At 74.0% G+C, this 17,220-nt stretch carries 19 protein-coding genes; 8 read left to right on the top strand and 11 right to left on the bottom strand.

Annotated features, from left to right (window positions below):
* Positions 1 to 29: 29 nt before the first annotated feature.
* Positions 30 to 872, top strand: coding sequence for a sensor histidine kinase (locus BLV02_RS01660; RefSeq protein WP_069113862.1), 843 nt, complete (start codon positions 30 to 32; stop codon positions 870 to 872).
* A complete protein-coding gene (locus BLV02_RS01655; protein ID WP_069113863.1) occupies positions 869 to 1,528 on the top strand; it encodes a response regulator in 660 nt (219 codons plus the stop codon). Before BLV02_RS01660 ends, BLV02_RS01655 begins: the two co-directional genes overlap by 4 nt.
* Here the strand turns inward: BLV02_RS01655 and paaE are convergent.
* The 6 genes from paaE to BLV02_RS01625 all read right to left on the bottom strand — a co-directional run bounded on the left by paaE (position 1,516) and on the right by BLV02_RS01625 (position 6,192).
* Entirely contained in the window at positions 1,516 to 2,616 is a 1,101-nt protein-coding gene (paaE, locus tag BLV02_RS01650; protein ID WP_069113864.1) for a 1,2-phenylacetyl-CoA epoxidase subunit PaaE, read from the bottom strand. The two genes, BLV02_RS01655 and paaE, sit on opposite strands and share 13 nt — an antisense overlap.
* Complete coding sequence (paaD, locus tag BLV02_RS01645; RefSeq protein WP_069113865.1) at positions 2,613 to 3,083, bottom strand: 1,2-phenylacetyl-CoA epoxidase subunit PaaD; 471 nt, start codon at positions 3,081 to 3,083, stop codon at positions 2,613 to 2,615. The genes paaE and paaD overlap by 4 nt, the downstream gene beginning before the upstream one ends.
* Positions 3,080 to 3,799, bottom strand: coding sequence for a 1,2-phenylacetyl-CoA epoxidase subunit PaaC (gene paaC, locus BLV02_RS01640; protein ID WP_069113866.1), 720 nt, complete (start codon positions 3,797 to 3,799; stop codon positions 3,080 to 3,082). Before paaC ends, paaD begins: the two co-directional genes overlap by 4 nt.
* Positions 3,796 to 4,080 carry a 1,2-phenylacetyl-CoA epoxidase subunit PaaB gene (gene paaB, locus BLV02_RS01635; protein ID WP_069113867.1) on the bottom strand — a complete coding sequence of 95 codons (285 nt, stop codon included), beginning with the start codon at positions 4,078 to 4,080 and terminating at the stop codon, positions 3,796 to 3,798. The genes paaC and paaB overlap by 4 nt, the downstream gene beginning before the upstream one ends.
* Complete coding sequence (gene paaA / locus BLV02_RS01630; RefSeq protein WP_069113868.1) at positions 4,077 to 5,060, bottom strand: 1,2-phenylacetyl-CoA epoxidase subunit PaaA; 984 nt, start codon at positions 5,058 to 5,060, stop codon at positions 4,077 to 4,079. The genes paaB and paaA overlap by 4 nt, the downstream gene beginning before the upstream one ends.
* A gap of 103 nt (positions 5,061 to 5,163) precedes the next feature.
* Complete coding sequence (locus BLV02_RS01625; protein WP_069113869.1) at positions 5,164 to 6,192, bottom strand: hypothetical protein; 1,029 nt, start codon at positions 6,190 to 6,192, stop codon at positions 5,164 to 5,166.
* 359 nt (positions 6,193 to 6,551) lie between these two features.
* On the opposite strand from BLV02_RS01625, the gene BLV02_RS01620 reads away from it, so the two are divergent.
* Genes BLV02_RS01620 through BLV02_RS01610 form a run of 3 tightly spaced genes read left to right on the top strand, consistent with a single transcriptional unit; the run spans position 6,552 to position 8,950 of the window.
* Positions 6,552 to 7,736, top strand: a complete 1,185-nt coding sequence (locus BLV02_RS01620) for a nitric oxide synthase oxygenase (protein ID WP_069113870.1) — start codon at positions 6,552 to 6,554, stop codon at positions 7,734 to 7,736.
* A 21-nt stretch (positions 7,737 to 7,757) separates the two neighbouring features.
* Complete coding sequence (locus BLV02_RS01615; protein ID WP_069113871.1) at positions 7,758 to 8,318, top strand: GNAT family N-acetyltransferase; 561 nt, start codon at positions 7,758 to 7,760, stop codon at positions 8,316 to 8,318.
* A complete protein-coding gene (locus tag BLV02_RS01610; RefSeq protein WP_069113872.1) occupies positions 8,315 to 8,950 on the top strand; it encodes a DUF2461 domain-containing protein in 636 nt (211 codons plus the stop codon). The genes BLV02_RS01615 and BLV02_RS01610 overlap by 4 nt, the downstream gene beginning before the upstream one ends.
* Positions 8,951 to 9,026: 76 nt before the next feature.
* Here BLV02_RS01610 and BLV02_RS01605 read toward each other — a convergent pair whose 3' ends face one another.
* A complete protein-coding gene (locus BLV02_RS01605) occupies positions 9,027 to 9,614 on the bottom strand; it encodes an ASCH domain-containing protein (RefSeq protein WP_069113873.1) in 588 nt (195 codons plus the stop codon).
* Between the two features lie 73 nt (positions 9,615 to 9,687).
* On the opposite strand from BLV02_RS01605, the gene BLV02_RS01600 reads away from it, so the two are divergent.
* Both BLV02_RS01600 and BLV02_RS01595 read left to right on the top strand, forming a co-directional pair.
* Positions 9,688 to 10,380 carry an AzlC family ABC transporter permease gene (locus BLV02_RS01600; RefSeq protein ID WP_069113874.1) on the top strand — a complete coding sequence of 231 codons (693 nt, stop codon included), beginning with the start codon at positions 9,688 to 9,690 and terminating at the stop codon, positions 10,378 to 10,380.
* Entirely contained in the window at positions 10,377 to 10,688 is a 312-nt protein-coding gene (locus BLV02_RS01595) for an AzlD domain-containing protein (RefSeq protein ID WP_069113875.1), read from the top strand. The genes BLV02_RS01600 and BLV02_RS01595 overlap by 4 nt, the downstream gene beginning before the upstream one ends.
* A gap of 381 nt (positions 10,689 to 11,069) precedes the next feature.
* Here BLV02_RS01595 and ggt read toward each other — a convergent pair whose 3' ends face one another.
* The 4 genes from ggt to BLV02_RS01575 all read right to left on the bottom strand — a co-directional run bounded on the left by ggt (position 11,070) and on the right by BLV02_RS01575 (position 16,021).
* Positions 11,070 to 13,022, bottom strand: coding sequence for a gamma-glutamyltransferase (gene ggt / locus BLV02_RS01590; RefSeq protein ID WP_083289058.1), 1,953 nt, complete (start codon positions 13,020 to 13,022; stop codon positions 11,070 to 11,072).
* A 473-nt stretch (positions 13,023 to 13,495) separates the two neighbouring features.
* A complete protein-coding gene (locus tag BLV02_RS01585) occupies positions 13,496 to 13,942 on the bottom strand; it encodes a hypothetical protein (RefSeq protein ID WP_216094463.1) in 447 nt (148 codons plus the stop codon).
* Positions 13,939 to 14,679 (bottom strand): 4-hydroxy-tetrahydrodipicolinate reductase, encoded by a 741-nt coding sequence (dapB, locus tag BLV02_RS01580; protein WP_069113876.1) that lies wholly within the window; start codon positions 14,677 to 14,679, stop codon positions 13,939 to 13,941. The genes BLV02_RS01585 and dapB overlap by 4 nt, the downstream gene beginning before the upstream one ends.
* 64 nt (positions 14,680 to 14,743) lie before the next feature.
* Positions 14,744 to 16,021: a hypothetical protein gene (locus BLV02_RS01575; RefSeq protein ID WP_141711769.1), complete on the bottom strand. Its 1,278-nt coding sequence runs from the start codon at positions 16,019 to 16,021 to the stop codon at positions 14,744 to 14,746.
* 112 nt (positions 16,022 to 16,133) lie between these two features.
* On the opposite strand from BLV02_RS01575, the gene BLV02_RS01570 reads away from it, so the two are divergent.
* Positions 16,134 to 17,099 carry a hypothetical protein gene (locus BLV02_RS01570; protein WP_141711770.1) on the top strand — a complete coding sequence of 322 codons (966 nt, stop codon included), beginning with the start codon at positions 16,134 to 16,136 and terminating at the stop codon, positions 17,097 to 17,099.
* The last annotated feature ends 121 nt before the right edge of the window (positions 17,100 to 17,220 follow it).

The following is a 17,220-nucleotide window of genomic DNA, read 5'->3' as shown; positions in this document are numbered from 1 at the left end:
CGGGGTGGTGGCCTCCCTAGACTCGGACCATGGAGAGCCGCCCGACCTGGAGCTCACGGGCCTGGCCGGTGGCCTGGGCGGCGCTCTTCCTGCTGGTGTCGGGGCTCATGACGATCGGCAACCAGGACCCCGCGACGCAACTGCTGCCGCTGGTCGTCGTCGGTCTCGCGGTGCTGATCGCGGTGTGGGCCGTGCTGCGCACCCGCCGCGAGCGGCGCGCCTACGACGACCGGCTGGCGGCCTGGGCCGGCGAGCGGGCCGCCCAGGCGGAGCGGCTGCGCATCGCCGGCGACCTGCACGACCTCGTCTCGCACGGGCTGGGCCTGATCACCGTCCGCGCCGCGGTCGCCGTCCGGCTCGACGACCCGGGCCAGCAGGCGGCGGCGCTGGCCGACATCGAGGAGGTCAGCCGCGAGACCACCACCGAGCTGCGCCGCATGCTCACCGTCCTGCGCACACCCGACGCCACGGCGGCGCTGCGGCCGGCGGAGTCGCTGGCCGACCTCCCCGGCATCGTCGCGGCGGCCCGCGGCGCCGGCCTCGACGCGTCCCTCGACCTCCCGGAGCTGGACGGCGTCTCGCCGGGCACGCAGCTGACGGTGTGCGCGGTGGTCCGCGAGACGCTGAGCAACACCGCCCGGCACGCCGGGCCGACCCGGGTCCGCGTCGGTGTGCGCCGCGACGGCGGGTCGGTCGTCGTCACGGTGGGCGACGACGGCCCGGCCGCGGGCTGGGAGCCGCGTCCCGGCGCCGGGCACGGGCTGGCCGGCCTGCGGGAACGGGTGACGGCGCTCGGCGGCACGCTCGCGGCGCGCCCGGCCGGCGCCGGGTTCGCCGTCACCGCGTCGTTCCCCGGCCGGGCGGTCCCGTGACCGTCCGGGTGCTGATCGCCGACGACCAGCCGCTGCTCCGGCACAGCCTGGCGCTGCTGCTCGACGCCGCGCCGGACCTCGCCGTCGCCGGGACGGCCGCGACCGGCGCCGAGGCGTCCGCCCTCGCCGCCGACCTGCGCCCCGACGTCGTCCTCATGGACATCCGGATGCCCGGCGGCGACGGCATCGAGGCGACCGCCCGCATCACCGCCGACCCCGGGCTGGCCGGCGTGCACGTCCTCGTGCTGAGCATGTTCGAGCTGGACGAGTACGTGTACGCGGCGCTGCGGGCCGGGGCCAGCGGCTTCCTGCTCAAGGACGCACGGCCGGAGCAGCTGCTGGACGCGATCCGGCGCACGCACGCGGGCGAGTCGCTGTTCGCGCCGAGCATCCTGACCCGGCTGGTCGAGCACTACGTCGGCCGGCCCGCTCGTGCGCCGGCCGCCGGCCTGGACCGGCTGACCGACCGCGAGACCGAGGTGCTGGCGCTGGTCGCGGCCGGGTTGTCCAACGACGAGATCGCGGCCACGCTGACCATCTCGATCAAGACGGTGAAGACGCACATCGGCCACCTGCTGGCCAAGCTGGCCGCCCGCGACCGCGCGCAGCTCGTCATCGCCGCGTACGAGAACGGCCTGGTGGGTCAGGCGTCGTAGTCGACCTCGAGGGTCGGCGTCGTGGGGTGCGACTGGCAGGTCAGGACGTAGCCGGCCGCGATCTCGTCGTCCTCCAGGGCGTAGCGGCGCTCCATGGTGACGGCGCCGTCGAGCACCTTCGCCCGGCAGGTGCCGCAGACACCGCCCTTGCAGGCGAACGGCGCGTCGTTGCGGACCCGGAGCACGGCCTCGAGCACGGTCTCGTCCGGATCGTCGACGGTGACCTCGGTGCGGCGGCCGTCCAGCGACGCGGTGACGGCGCAGGTGACGGCCTGCTGCCGGGCTTCCTCCCGGATCGTCGGCGGCGGGTCGCCGACGTGGTAGAGCTCGGCGTGGACGTGTGCGCGGTCGACGCCGCGGGCCGCCAGCACCCCGCGGGCGGTCGTGATGAGGTCGTACGGGCCGCACAGGTACCAGTCGTCGACGGTGTCCGGCGGCAGCAGGGTGTCGAGCACGCGGCCGAGGCGCTCGCCGTCCAGCCGGCCGGACAGCAGCTCCGTCGACCCGGGCTCGCGGGACAGCACGTGCACCAACTGCAGGCGGCCGGGGTGGCGGTCCTTGAGGTCGGCCAGCTCGTCCAGGAACATCACCGAGGACGACGTCCTGTTGCCGTAGAGCAGCGTGACCCGGCTGTCCGGCTCGGTGTCGAGCGCCGTCGCGACGATCGACAGCACCGGCGTGATGCCGCTGCCGGCCGCGACCAGCGCGTAGTGCTTCGTCTGCTCCGGCGCGAAGGGCGGCGTGAACCGCCCGGCCGGCGTCATGACGTCGACCTCGTCGCCGGCCGCCAGCGTCTCCAGCGCGTGCGACGAGAACGCGCCGCCGGGGATGCGCTTCACCGCGATGCGCAGCACGCCCGACCCGGCCGGCGAGCAGATGGAGTAGCTGCGCCGCACGCCGTCACCGCCGGGCAGGGCGACGTTGACGTGCTGGCCGGCGTCGAACTCGTAGTCGGCGGCCAGCTCGGCCGGCACGGCGAACGTGACCGCGACGGCGTCGTCGGTCAGGCGGTCGACGGCGGCGACGCGCAGCCGGTGGGTGACGGAGTGCCGTCGCCGCTCGCGCGGCGCCGCGGTGGTCGTCGTCATAGCGCCTTCACGTGGTCGAACGGCTCTTGGCAGGCCCGGCAGACCCAGAGCGCCTTGCACGCCGTCGAGCCGAACCGGGCCAGCTCGCGGGTGTCCGGGGAGCCGCAGTGCGGGCAGCGGACCGAGAGGGTGAGCGTCGTGACGGTGCCGTGCGCGGGCCCGGGCGGCGCGATGCCGTGTTCTTCCAGGGCGGCGCGGCCGTCGGGGGTGATCCAGTCCGTCGTCCAGGCCGGAGCCAGCACCGTCCGCACCTCGACGTCGTCCACCCCGTTCCTCGCCAGCGCGGCGGCGATGTCGGCGCGGATGGCGTCCATCGCCGGGCAGCCGGAGTACGTCGGCGTGATGTCGACGGTGACAGCGCCGGTGTCGTCGACCCGGACGTCGCGCAGGATGCCGAGCTGCTCGATGGTCACGACCGGCAGCTCCGGGTCCTGGACGGCGGCGACGATCTCGCGGACGGCGCTCACCACGTCACCCCCGGGTGCGAGCGGTGCAGGTGCTGCAGCTCGGCGAGCAGGTAGCCGAGGTGCTCGGTGTGCAGGCCGTCCCGTCCGCCGCCTCGTCGTGTGGCCGGCTCGGGCACGGCCAGGCCGGCCTCGGCCAGCACGCCGTGCACGTACGCCGTCCACGGCTCGCGCAGCGCCGCGGGGTCGACGCCGGCGCCGTCGAACGGCTCGAACAGCTCGTCGACGTAGGGCCAGACCGTCTCGAGGCCGGCGACCATGCGGCCGCGGCTCTCGTCCGTCCCGTCGCCGAGGCGGAGCACCCACTGGGTGGCGTGGTCGCGGTGGTAGCGGACCTCCTTCACCGCCTTCCCCGCGATGGCGGCCAGCGTGTCGTCGGCGCCGGCGCGCAGGCGGTCGTACAGCTCGTACTGGTAGGCGGCGAAGACCAGCTGGCGGGCCATCGTCACCGCGAAGTCGCCGTTCGGCAGCTCGACCAGCAGCAGGTTGCGGAACTCGCGGTCGTCGCGCCAGTACGCGAGCGCGTCCTCGTCGCGGCCCCGTCCCTCCAGCTCGCCCGCGTACGTCAGCAGGGTGCGGGCCTGGCCGAGCAGGTCGAGCGCGATGTTCGCCAGCGCGACGTCCTCCTCCAGCTCCGGCGCGCGGGCCACCCACTCCCCCAGCCGCTGCGCCAGGACCAGGGCGTCGTCGCCGAGCGCCAGGGCGTACCGCTCGCTCACAGGTGCTTCGCCTCCGCCGGCACCTCGTAGAACGTCGGGTGCCGGTAGACCTTGTCGGCGGCGGGGTCGAAGAACGCGTCCTTCTCGTCCGGGCTGCTCGCCGTGATCTGGTCGGACGGCACCACCCAGATCGAGACGCCCTCGCCGCGCCGCGTGTAGACGTCGCGGGCGTTGCGCACCGCCATGGCGGCGTCGGGCGCGTGCAGGCTGCCGACGTGGTTGTGCGACAGGCCGCGCCTGGCCCGGACGAAGACCTCCCAGAGTGGCCATTCGGCGGTCATGCTGCCTTCTCCTGTCGCTTGCGCGCGTAGGCCGCGGCGGCCTCGCGCACCCAGGCTCCGTCCTCGTGCGCGGCGACCCGGTGCCGCAGCCGCTGCTCGTTGCACGGGCCGTCGCCCTTGATGACGCGGAACAGCTCGTCGTAGTCGGGCTGGGTGAAGTCGTAGTGGCCGCGCTCGTCGTTCCAGCGCAGGCCGGGGTCGGGGATGGTCAGCCCCAGCACCTCGGACTGCGGCACCGTCATGTCGACGAAGCGCTGCCGCAGCTCGTCGTTGCTGAACCGCTTGATGCCCCAGCGCATCGACTGCTCTGTGTGGCCGCCGGACGCCTGCTCGCCGGTGTCGGGCGGGCCGAACATGGCCAGGCTCGGGTACCACCACCGGTCCAGCGCGTCCTGGGCCATCGCCTTCTGTGCCTCGGTGCCGCGGGTGAGCGTCAGCAGCGACTCGAAGCCCTGCCGCTGGTGGAAGGACTCCTCCTTGCAGATGCGGACCATCGCCCGGGCGTACGGGCCGTACGAGCAGCGCGTCAGCGGCACCTGGTTCGTGATCGCCGCCCCGTCGACCAGCCAGCCGATCGCGCCCACGTCCGCCCACGTCAACGTCGGGTAGTTGAAGATCGAGGAGTACTTCTGCCGCTTCGTGTGCAGCTTGTCCAGCAGCTGGTCGCGGCTCGTGCCGAGCGTCTCGGCCGCCGCGTACAGGTACAGGCCGTGGCCGGCCTCGTCCTGCACCTTGGCCAGCAGGATCGCCTTGCGGCGCAAGCTCGGCGCTCGGCTGATCCAGTTGCCCTCCGGCTGCATGCCGATGATCTCGGAGTGCGCGTGCTGCGCGATCTGCCGGACCAGCGACTTCCGGTACGCCTCGGGCATGTCGTCGCGCGGTTCGATGCGCCCGTCGGAGTCGACGATCGCGTAGAACGCCGCCTCGCGGTCGGCGGTGTGACCGGCCGGGTCGCCGGTGCGCTGGTCGGTGGGCGCCATGGTTCCAGGCTAGGCGTGGATGTGACACCTGTCCAGCATTGCTGCTGTGTTTGTGTAACACCATTGACGCGTCACAGTGGGGTGGGGTTGCCTCCTCGGCCGCTCAGGTGGCGGTGGTTCGCGACGTAGCCGCGGCGTGGGCGGCCGCCAGCCGGTCGATGCCGAGGCCACTGATCAGCAGGCGCTCCTTCTTGTTGCTGAGCAGTTCCCGGCTCCAGCCCGTGAACCCGCCGTCGCCGACCTCGGCCCACTCGCCGTCCAGCCTGGCCATGACCTTGAAGCAGAGGCCCTCGTAGTAGCCGCGACCGCTCGGCCGGCCCGGGTCCAGCGCCGCCCGCACCGGAACGCCGGCCGCCGCTCCGTCGGGCCGGCCGCCGAGCGCCGCCACGATCGCGTCGGCGACCGGCGCGAACCGCGGCTCCAGCACCGTCAGCCGCACCTCCACCTCCTCCGCACCGAGCCGCGGCAACGCCCCCGCGACGACGGCCAGTTGCTCGGCCAGCGCGGCCCGCTCGAACCCCAGCCCGCCGATATCGCGACCCGCCGTCACCTGGGCGAACAGCGAGAAGTGCGCGAACATCGCCGGCCCGGCGACGTACTGGGCGCGCACGACGCGCTGGATCGCCGCCAGCCGCACCACCCCCGCCAACGGCCCGCCTCCCGGCCCGCTGCCGGCGCCGGCAACGTCCGCCCGCTGCAGGTCCTGCCGCCGGACAGCCGCCTCGAGCGCCAGCCCGTTGGTCGGGTCGGCCGCGACGTCCGTCCCGCGGACCGTCGACACCACCTTGTTCTGGTCGACCGTCGCCAGCACGGAGTGCGTGCCGAGCGGCGCCAGCGGGGCGGGCGTGACCACCTCGACCGACTCGGGCCGCGCCGCCAGCGCGTCCAGCAGCACGTCCTCCACCCGGCGCAACGCGGCGAACGGCAGCGGCGCCGGCGCGGTGAACCGGTCGCGCCGATACCGTTCCAGCACCGTCGCCGGCGACAGCGCGGCCGCCCGCCGCCGCATGAGCTCGAGCTGCAGCGTCGTCAGGTCCGATCCGGGCAACGCCACCAGCGCCTCGAACACGCTCGCGCCGCCGGCCCGCCGCACGACGCGGTCGAGCGCCGCGCGCGATCCGGTCTGCGTCATCCCCCATGCCTAACGGGCGCCGGCCGCGACGGTCCACCGGTTTTCTCAGCGCCCATCCCATCGTCACGCAGCGTGACGGCCGTCACGGATGGCACCCGAGTGGTCCCGCCCCTGGTCACCGCGCCGCGCACACACCGTCGACCCACCTGACCAGCACTGATCGGTGAACTCACCCGGTTAGGCCCGACTTCGGCGGATTCGGCCGATCGCCAGACGATGCCGTCCGCCTTCTGAGATCATTCGTGACGGTGCGTCATTTTCACGGCACGATGATCATGTTCAGGGCGATTTGCCGGAAATGTCCGCATCTGGATGCCGGTACCCGCCACCTGTGACGCGACAGCGGAGGAGCTGACCCTGTGACGACCGATGGGACGCACCACCATCCGGGCCTTCCAGACGTTCCGATCCACTCCGTCGACCTCAGCGAAGCCGAGGCGTTCTTCCGGCAGCACGCGGCCGAGAACCCGCACGCCCCCGATCCCGACGAGCGGTTCAGCGAGGCGCTGGTCGAGTTCGGCCGCCGCGGCGCGTTCAGCCACACCAGCGAGGAGCTCGAGTTCGGCGCCCAGGTGGCCTGGCGCAACGCCAACCGTTGCATCGGCCGGCTCTACTGGCGCAGCCTGATCGTCCGCGACCGCCGCAACGTCCGCACCGCCGACGGCGTCGCGGCCGAGTGCGTCGAACACCTGCGCGTCGCCACGAACGGCGGGCGCATCCGGCCGGTCCTGACGCTGTTCGCGCCCGATCAGCCCGGCCGGCCGGCGCCGCGGCTGCACAACGCCCAGCTGATCCGGTACGCGGGCTACCAGGGCCTCGACTCCGTCATCGGCGACCCCGCGCAGACCGAGTTCACCCGCTGGGCCGAGAGCCTGGGCTGGTCGGGCAAGGGCACCGACTTCGACGTGCTCCCGCTGGCCATCGAGACCCCCGAGGACGGCGTCCGGCTGTTCGACATCCCCGGCGACGCCGTCCTCGAGGTACCTCTCACGCACCCGGAGTTCCCCTGGTTCGCCGAGCTCGACCTCCGGTGGCACGCCGTCCCGGCGATCTCGTCGATGCCGCTGCGCATCGGCGGCATCACCTACCGGACGGCGCCGTTCAACGGCTGGTACATGGGGACCGAGATCGGCTCGCGCAACCTCGTCGACGCCGACCGGTACGACCGCATGACACAGGTCGGCCGGCTGCTCGGGCTGAACGTCGACGACGTGCGGACGCTGTGGAAGGACCGCGTCCTCGTCGAGATCAACCGCGCGGTGCTGCACTCGTTCGACGCCGCCGGGGTGAAGATCGCCGACCACCACCACGAATCCGAGCTGTTCATGCGGTTCGTCGCCAAGGAGGAGCGGGCCGGACGCACCCCGCACGCCGAGTGGTCGTGGGTCGTCCCGCCGATGTCCGGCACCACGTCGCCCGTCTACCACCGCTACTACGACGACTCCACGGCGCTGCCCGGTTTCCTGCCCAGCCCCGGCTGGACGCCACCGCAGGACGGCGACGCGCCGGCCGGTTGCCCCCACCACGCGCAGACCGGCGCGTAGCCGGGTCGTATCGTAGGCGGGGTGTCCGAGCAGCCCGTAGCCGATCGTTCCGTCCGTCTCGCCTGGGCCGCCGACACCGACGCCATCGGCGCCGTGCAGGCCCGGGCGTGGACGGCGTCCTACGCCCCCCTGTTGCCGGCGGCCCTGCTGGCCGACGTCGACGCCCCGACGTTCGCGGCCGCGTGGCGCGAGGCCGTCACCCGCCCGCCGTCCGCGCGCCACCGGGTGCTCGTCGCGCTCGAGGCCGGCCGGGTGGTCGGGTTCGCCGCCACGGCGCCGTCCGAGGACCCCGACACCCAGCCCGGCGACGGCGAGGTGGTCGCGTTCCACGTCGACCCCGCCGCACTCGGCGAGGGGCACGGTTCCCGGCTGCTGGCCGCGGTCGCCGACACCCTGCGCGCCGACGGCTTCACCCGCGCGCGCATCTGGCTGGTCGTCGGCGACGACGCCCTGCGCGGGTTCCTCGAACCGGCCGGTTGGGCGCCCGACACCGCGCACCGCACACTCGACCTCACCGGCGACGGCACGGCCACGCTGCGACAGGTGCGGCTGCACACGTCGCTCGCGGAGGACGAGTCGTGACGTTCGCCGGCATCCCGGTCGAGGCGCTCGACTTCTACGAGGACCTCGAGAACGACAACACCAAGTCGTTCTGGGCCGCGCACAAGCACGTCTACGAGCAGTCGGTCCGCGATCCCATGCGCGCCCTCGCCGACGAACTGTCCCCCGAGTTCGGTGACGTCCGGTTCTTCCGCCCGTACCGCGACGTCCGGTTCGCCGCCGACAAATCGCCGTACAAGACCCACCAGGGCGTCGTGGTCGGCGGCCACTACGTGCACGTCGGCGCGCCCGGCCTGTTCATCGCCGTCGGCTACTACCAGATGGCGCCCGACCAGATCGCCCGCTACCGCGTCGCCGTCGACGACGACCGGCGGGGCTCGGCGCTCGTCGACATCGTCGAGTCCGTCCGCGACGCGGGGTACGTCGTCGACGGCGAGGCGCTGAAGACCCGCCCGCGCGGCTACGACGCCGACCACCCACGCATCGACTTGCTGCGGCAGAAGGCGCTGGTCGGCTGGACCGACGCCGGCGCACCCGACTGGCTGCACACGCCGTCGGCGGCGGCCCGGGTCGCCGCGGCGTGGCGCGAGCTGGCGCCGCTGAAGGGGTGGCTCGACGACCATGTCGGGCCGTCCGACCAGCCGCGCCGCTGAGGCCGTCCGTCCCGGCGGGCGCGGTGGAGCGGCCGCCGAGGCGCCGTCCGTCCCGCCGCCGGGGCGCCGTCGTCCGTCAGCCGCCGGCCGTCGCGTCGAGGTAGGCGCGGCCGCGCGGCGAGATGCGGTAGCCGATCGGGAAGCTCTGCGTCAGCCCGAGGTTCTTCAGCTTGCGCACGTCGAGCTTGAACGGCGCGCGCTCGCGGCCGACCAGCTCGGCAAGGTCGCCCGCGCGGCGTTCGGGATGCTGGTCGATCAGCCGGAGCGTCTCGCGGGTCCACGCGCCGTAGGACGACGCGCGGTCGAGGCGGTCGAGCCGCTTGGTGATCTCCGCGATCTCGGCCGGTTCGAGGTCGCCGCCGGCGGCCAGCTCGGTCCGCGGATCGGCGTCGGTGGCGGGCCGGAACTCGACGCGGTACGTCGGGTTGGCGGGGTCGCCGGGGAGGTCGGCCAGCAGGCTGGCGGCGTCCGGATGGCCGGCGGAGCGGGCGTCGTCGTCGCTGATGGCGGCGGGGTCGACGACGGTGACCGCGGTGACCTCGATGCGGCCGGCCGGCGTACGGTACGGGCGGCCGGGCAGCACCTGCTGGCGGGCCCAGCGCCGGAACGCCAGCGTCACCGTGCCGTCGGCGATGCCCGCCCAGAAACGCTTCTGGAACAGCACCGCATCAGCGTAGCGGTATCGCGATGCGGAATCGGTTCATCACTGTCGGTGCGTTTCAGTACTGTCTGCCCGCATGAGTGACGAATCGCGCTCCGCGATCCGGCGCGACGCCGCCGGCATCGCCGCGTACGCCGCGGCGTTCGGCGCCTCCTTCGGCGCCGTCTCCGTCGCGTCCGGCCTCACCGTGTGGCAGACGATGGTGCTGAGCCTGGTGATGTTCAGCGGCGCGTCGCAGTTCGCGCTGGTCGGCGTCATCGGCGCCGGCGGTGCGGGTCTGGCGGCCGTGCCGACGGCGCTGCTGCTCGGCGTGCGGAACGCGTTCTACGGGGTGCCGCTGACGCGGATCCTCGGCCGGCGGTCGCTGGCCGGGCCGCGCCGGCTGGCGACGGCGCACCTGGTCATCGACGAGACGACGGCGATGGCGGTCGGGCGCGACGGGCGGGCGGCGCAGCGGTACGCGTTCTGGATCACTGGCGTGCTGCTGTTCCTGCTGTGGAACGCCGGCTCACTGGTGGGTGCGGTGGGTGGGTCGGCGATCGGTGAGCCGGAGACGCTCGGGCTGGACGCCATGATCCCGGCCGCGTTCCTGGCGCTGCTGTGGCCGCGGCTGCGTTCTGCTGAAGGACGGTGGGTCGCGGCCGGCGGGGCGTTGGTGGCGACGGCGTTGATCCCGCTGGTCCCGGCCGGCGTGCCCGTGCTCGCGGCCGCGCCGATCGCCGTCGTGGCCGGCCTGCTGCCGCGGCGTGGCCAGGAGGCGGCGCGATGACGGGGGTCTGGGTCGCGGTGATCGTCGCCTCGGTCGGCTGCTACGCGCTCAAACTGGCGGGCGTGTCGCTGCCCTCGTCGATCCTGGAGCGCGACGACGTGCAGCGGGTGGCGACGCTGCTGCCGGTCGCGATGCTGGCCGGCCTCGTGGCCGTCGAGCTGTTCGATGCCGGCGGCTCGCTCGGCCTCGACCTGCGCCTCCTCGCCGGCGTCGCCGCCGGTGTCGTCGCCCTGTTCCTGCGCCAGTCCTTCCTCGTCGTCATCATCGTCGCCGCCGCGGTGACGGCGCTCCTACGCGCCCTCACCTGACCCGACGGGGGCGGCGCCGCGACCGCGCCGCCCCGCACGCTCCGCGGCCCGGCCCCCGGCGCGCTCTCCGCGGCCCGCCCCCGGCTGCCCCCGTCCGCCGTCACGGCACCGGGCTCCCGGCCCGCGCCCTCCGCCGTCACGGCACTGCGCTCCCGGCCCGCGCCCTCCGCCGTCACGGCGGCGCACTGCCGGCCGGCATCGTCCGCCGTCACGACACCGTCCACCGCCCCACCGGCACCGCGCTCCCGTCCCGCACCCTCCGCCATCACGGCGGCGCACTGCCGGCCGGCACCGTCCACCGCCCCACCGGCACAGCACCCGTCCGCGGTCCGTCGTGTACCGCGCTGCCCGAGCCGGGTCCCCGCTGGCCGCTCGTTCTCGTCAGTTCCTCGGCCAGCGCATGGGCAGCAGCACGCCGGCGCTGCCGCCGCCGCGGCGGACCGGCTCCGCGACCGCCTGCAGCCGATGGCGTCCGAGGAACTCGATCCCCGTCGCGGCGCCGATCTCAGCCGTCGCCGCGAGCGAGTGCCCGTAGTCATCACGCAGGAGGGCGCCGAGCGGACCGGTCGCGATGGCGTTCTCGGCCGAGGTGTTCACGGCGTTGGGCTGGAACAGTCGCGGAGCGGCGAGCGCGCCGGGCAGGTCCATGCCGAGGTCGATGCGGTTGACCAGCGTCTGCAGCACCGTCCCGATGATCGTCGCGCCGCCGGGGCTGCCGACCGCCAGCAGCGGTTCGCCGTCCTCGTCGAGCACGATCGTCGGCGCCATGGACGAGCGCGGCCGCTTGTCCGGGCCGGGCAGGTTCGGGTCGGGCGCGCTGCCCTGCGTCGGCGCGAAGTTGAAGTCGGTCAGCTCGTTGTTGAGCAGGAAGCCGCGGCCGGGGACGGCGATGCCGCTGCCGCCGGTCTGCTCGATCGTCAACGTGTACGCGACGACGTTGCCCCAGCGGTCGGCCGTGGTCAGGTGCGTGGTGGACCCCTCGTCGGGCACGCTGACCGGGTCGGCAGCTGACGCGCAGCCGTCGCCGTAGTCGCCGTCCGGCACGCCCGGCGCGACCGGCTTCGGCGCCGCCGCGTCGGCGTCGAGCAGGCAGGCGCGCTCGTCGGCGAACTCCTGCGACAGCAACTCGTCGAGCGGCACGTCGATGACGTCGGGGTCGCCGACGTAGCGGTTGCGGTCGGCGAACGCGAGCGCCGTCGCCTCGAGGTAGTGGTGCAGCGCCTGCGCCTCGTCCATGCCGCCGAGGTCGAAGTTCTTGAGGATGTTCAGCGCCTCGCCGACGGTCGATCCGCCGGACGACGGCGGCGGCATGCCGTAGACCTGCAGGCCGCGGTAGTCGACGACGGTCGGTTCGCGCTCGATCACCTCGTAGCCGGCCAGGTCGTCCGCCGTCAGGTCTCCGGGGCGGACGACGCGCGTGGCGCCGTCGCGGACCGGCGGGTCCTGGACGGTGGCCGCGATCTCGCCGGCGATCGGGCCCTCGTAGAACACGTCGATGCCGTCGCGGGCGATCTGCCGGTAGGTGTCGGCGAGGTCGGGGTTGGGCAGGACGGTGCCGACGGCGGGCGGCACGCCGGCCGGCAGGTACAGCTCGGCCGTCGCCGGGAAGTCGGCGAAGATCGCCACGTTCGCCGCGACCTGCGACCGGAACGTCTCGTCGACCACGAACCCGTCCTCGGCCAGGTCGATGGCGGGGCGCAGGTTGCGGGCGAGGTCGAAGCGGCCCCAGCGGTCCAGCGCCTCGGCCCAGGTGGCCAGCGTGCCCGGCGTCCCGACCGACAGCCCGCTCACCCGCGCGTCGGCGAACGCCAGCGGAGCGCCCGTCGCGGGGTCGATGAACCGATCCTCGGTGGCCGTCGCCGGCGCGCTCTCGCGCCCGTCGAGCGTGCTGACCTCGCCGGACCTGGCGTCGTAGTACACGAAGAACCCGCCGCCGCCGATGCCCGCGGAGAACGGCTCGCTGACGCCCAGCGCCGCGGCCGCCGCCACCGCCGCGTCGGCCGCCGTCCCGCCCCGGCGCAGCGCCTGCAACCCGGCCGCCGTCGCATCGGCGTCGACGGTCGCGACAGCGCCGCCATACCCCGTCGCCGTCGGCTGCTTCTCTGGCTGCGACGGGCGCCCCTGGGACGCCCCGGCCTGTTCGGGCAGCCCCGCCCGCCCGGGCTGCCCTACTGCGTCGACCTGCCCGCCGCGCTCAGTCTGCCCAGCCGGTTCCGCCGGCCCGGAACGCTCGGCCTCGGCCGCTTCCGCGGGGGCGAGGAGACCGGCCCCTGCCGCCGCGATCGCCCCGGCCAGCACCGCGGCCGTCGTCCGTCTACTCCGCTGCACACCCATCACCCGGCTCCCTCGGCTCTCACCCCGTCCGCCTACCTTGCCGGGTTTCGATCACCGTGAGAAGAGGGTCGTCACCATCAGTCGTCCAGCCGGTCACATCTCCGGCCGCGACGCCCCTTCCCCGCGACCGACCACCACCGACCGGCAGCCACCCGCCGCCGAGTCCGCACGACTGGCACCGCCAGCGCCACCAGCGAGTCCCGCCGCGTCGCTCTTGCCCGGGACCGACCACGACCGCCCGGCGCCGCTTGCCACACCACGAATCGCGCCGCGCCCGCAGCCACCCCCGTCGTCGTCGCTCGACCGACTGGCACCGCCGGCGACACCACGAACGGGCCGCGCCGGCAGCCCCGTCGCCGAAGGCCGCTCGTCCGCCGGGACACAACCGCGAGCCCGACCAGCCAACCGCCAGCAGCCAATCGCCCAGCAGCCAGCAGCGGACGGCAAGCGGCCAGCGGCCAGTGAGCCCGTCGTCACCCGTGCAGGGCGACCGCCCGCCGGGCGGCCTCACGTGCGCGCGACCGATCACCGGCGTCGTCGTAGGCGAGAGCCAACCGGAACCAGACGCGCCAGTTCTCCGGATCGGCCTCGGCCTCGGATCGCCGTCGTTCGAACAACTCGTCGGCCGCAGCCCGCTCGGCTCGTCCGCTCGGCCTGCGCGGCAGGTCGTCGACCGGCAGACCGCCCTCGCTCTCGAGCTCGCGCGCCAGCGTCTGCATCCGCAGCCCGAACCGCACCGACCGCCAGAGCACCCACGCGCCGACCACCGCGATCACGACGACCGCCACGCCGATACCCACGCCGGCCGCCGTCCCGGAGCCGACCAGCAGCAGGCCCCGCCACAGCACCAGCACGAGCAGTGCGCCGACCAGGACCGCCATGCCGCCGGCCCAGACGCGGTCGCGCCGTTCGCCCCTCACAGGTCGAGGATCTCCTCGAGTCCGACCGTCAGCCCAGGCCGGTCGACGACACCGCGCACGCCGGCCAGCACGCCCGGCATGAACGACGCGCGGTCGAAGGAGTCGTGCCGGATCGTCAGCGTCTCTCCGGGCGACCCGAGCAGCACCTCCTCGTGCGCGACCAGACCACGCAGCCGGACCGCATGCACCGGCACGCCCTCGACCCGAGCACCACGGGCGCCGTCGAGCCCGCTCGCCGTCGCGTCGGGCGCCGACGGGACGTCCGCCGCCCGGCGGGCCTCGGCGATCATCTCGGCCGTCCGGATCGCCGTCCCGCTGGGCGCGTCGACCTTGTCGGGGTGGTGCAGCTCGATCACCTCGACCGACTCGTAGAACCGGGCCGCCTGTGCGGCGAACCGCATCGTCAGCACCGCTCCGATCGCGAAGTTCGGCGCGATGAGCACACCTACTTTCGGCTGCACGGCCAGCGCCGCCCGGACCTGGCCCAGCGACTCGTCGGTCCATCCGGTCGTGCCGACCACCGCGTGCACGCCCTGCTCCACGCAGTGCAGCACGTTGGCCAGCGACGCGCCCGGCACGGTGAACTCCACCGCGACGTCGGCACCGCCCAGGTCGCCGAGGTCGTCGCCCACGTCGAACCGTCCGGCCAGCTCCAGACCGTCGGCGTGCTCGACCGCGTCGACCACCTGCTGACCCATCCGACCGGCCGCGCCGATCACCGCCACCCGCAACGTCATGGGCACAGTCTCTCGTACGTCGGTGATCACCTCCCGCCCTGGTCCGCCGTCACTACTCGCCGCGTCATCGCACCGGCTCCGCGCTCACCGATTCCGCGGCGGCGAGGGAGAGGAAGCGCTCCCGGTCGAGCCCGTTGCTCGCATCGGCCAGCGCCCGCCACATCACCGCGTACGTCGGGCCCACCAGCCGTCGCCGTACCTCGGCCTCGACCGGCGGATGGGCCAGCGCCTCGGCCGCGCGGAAGGCGTAGGCCGGAGTGGAGGTCTGGTCGACCGCGTACATCGCCACGAGCGACTGCACCTCCGCGAATCGCTCGGCCTCCAGTCGATCGAGGCCCTGTTCCATCAGCATCCGCACACCGGCGGCCGGCTCGCCGTCGCACTCCGGAGGCGCCTGCAGATACCTGAAGCCGGACCGGATCGCCGCGCCGAGTGCGATGCAGCGTTCGGACAAGTGCGGCTCTGTCGCGGCTAGCTGGGCCAGTTGCTCGGCCGCGGCCACGTCGATGACGATGGGCGGGTCGGCGAAGACCGCCGCGGGCACACCGGGGACCCGGAGGATGCGCCCGTAGAGAAGCGCATCGGGCGGCAGGCCCACCGACTCGCCCAGGTGCCGGACGACCTGCCACTCCTCCGTCTCACGATCGCGGACACGCAACTCGACCCCGGTGACGTCGCCCACCTCGTAGGCCCGCGCGGACGTGCTCGTCCAATCCCGGCCGCCACCGCCACGGTGGTCGAGACCCGGCGCGACCCGGACCAGGAACAGCTCGAGCATGAGTTCGTCGAACAGCAGGACGTTCGCGGCGGTGCGCGCGATGGCGATGTGCTCGGCCGCCGCATGCCACGAATGGTCGGCGACGTCGGGCACGAGAGTGACCTGTGCTCCGGCGCAGACCTCGCGCTCGACCTTCGCGGCGAGCGGGCTTGGGATGACGCCGGCCCACCGCTGCGCCGCGGCCACGGCGAACCTGGCCCACTGCCAGCCCTCGGCGCGGTCGCCCAGTGTCACCAGCTCGGCGAGCTGATTCGCCCACGAACTGCCGAACCGATGAGGTGTTCGCACCAGGCACGCAAGGGCGTGGCCGATGTCGCCGTCCTGCTCGGCCAGCATCGCCTCCACGACCAGTTCGCGGTCGCGTGGTTTGAATCGGATCTCGCCGCCGGCCTCGGGCCTGCGGATGGCTCGCCGCTTGTCGCGGCGCTTGTGTGCGCGTGTCTTGGTCATGCCTCGACCCTGCTCCGCTGGGCCGGCCGGCTCAACGGCGATTCGCCGGAATGTGGACAACTCCCTGGATCCGACGAGCCTGTGGACAGACGCAGCCGACGGACCGCTGGGCAAGCGGTCGGAACAGTCGGGCAACCGTTGTGATCTGCGTACACGGCGTTCGGGCAAGTTTCCGGGCAAGTGCCGTTCGTGAGCGTGGAGGCGTCCCACCCCGGAGGGAGCCACCGTGTCCGCAGCCATCACTGCCCCAGCGCCCGCGAGGGTCCGCCGCGGGCATGCCAGCCATGCCAACGGCGACGCGTCGACGGCCGAGGTCGGTTGCGACGACGCCCGAACCGAGGCCGAGCGCGACGGTGCCCAGAGCAGAGCCGGCTATGACCGCGTCCACGTCGGCCGCGGCGGGCTCGATGCCCTCGCAGGAAGCGTGCGGCAGGACCCCAGCTCTGGGCGGGCGAAGGGTCCGGCGCGGCGCAGCGACGACAGCCTGATCGGGCAACTGAACGCCGAATGGCTGCGGTTGTGCGCCGCCCCGGCCTCCGACTCGGCGGTCGCGCGTTGGCGGCTGGCCGGGGTCCGGTCGCTGGGCGACCTCGAGGCGGCGGTTCGCCGCGATGCCGACGGCGTGCTGCTGCCGTTGTTGCGGCTCGGGCAGGGCGGGGACCAGCTCGCGCTGAGGTCGGTGTTCCAGCTCATGCTCGGGAAGGCGGTCCGCATCGCCGCGACGCACGCCGGGCGCGACTCGCGGGCCAACCTCGAGCAGGCCGCTGTGACGGCGCTGTGGACGGTGATCGCGGGGTATCCGGTCGAGCGGCGGCCGGTGAAGGTGGCGGCGAACATCGCCATGGACACGCTGCGCCTCACGGTGAACGAGCTCGCACACCAGCGGCACGAGACGCCGTCGAGCCATGAGAATCTGCACTCGGCCGAAGGCGATCCGGCACCGTCCGACCGAGCCCGGGTGGGCGGACCGGCGGACCTGGAACTGCTCGACCTGCTCGCCTGGGCGGTCGGCAACGGAACGGTCAGCCGGGAGGACGCGACGCTGCTGGTCGACATCTACGCGCCCGGTCCCGGCCAGGCGGGCGGTAGCGCGGCGGCCGGCCGGCACGGCATCAGCTGGGCCGCCGCCCGTCAACGCGCCAGCCGGGCGACTCGGCGCATCGCCGAGGCCGTTCGCGCGGACGGCACCTGAGGCCAGCTGCGCCTTCGGCGGCCACCACAACGCCTCGGCGGCCGGGGTCCGCACGGGCGGGCGGCGGGGCAACGTGGAGTCAGGCGGCCGCAGGGAGGGGCGGACGAGGGGGCACGACGAC

It is taken from the genome of Jiangella alba (assembly GCF_900106035.1).
GTDB classification, from domain to species: Bacteria; Actinomycetota; Actinomycetes; order Jiangellales; family Jiangellaceae; genus Jiangella; species Jiangella alba.
Note: the sequence above shows the minus strand (reverse complement) of the source record. Positions and strands in the feature narration are given on the sequence as shown.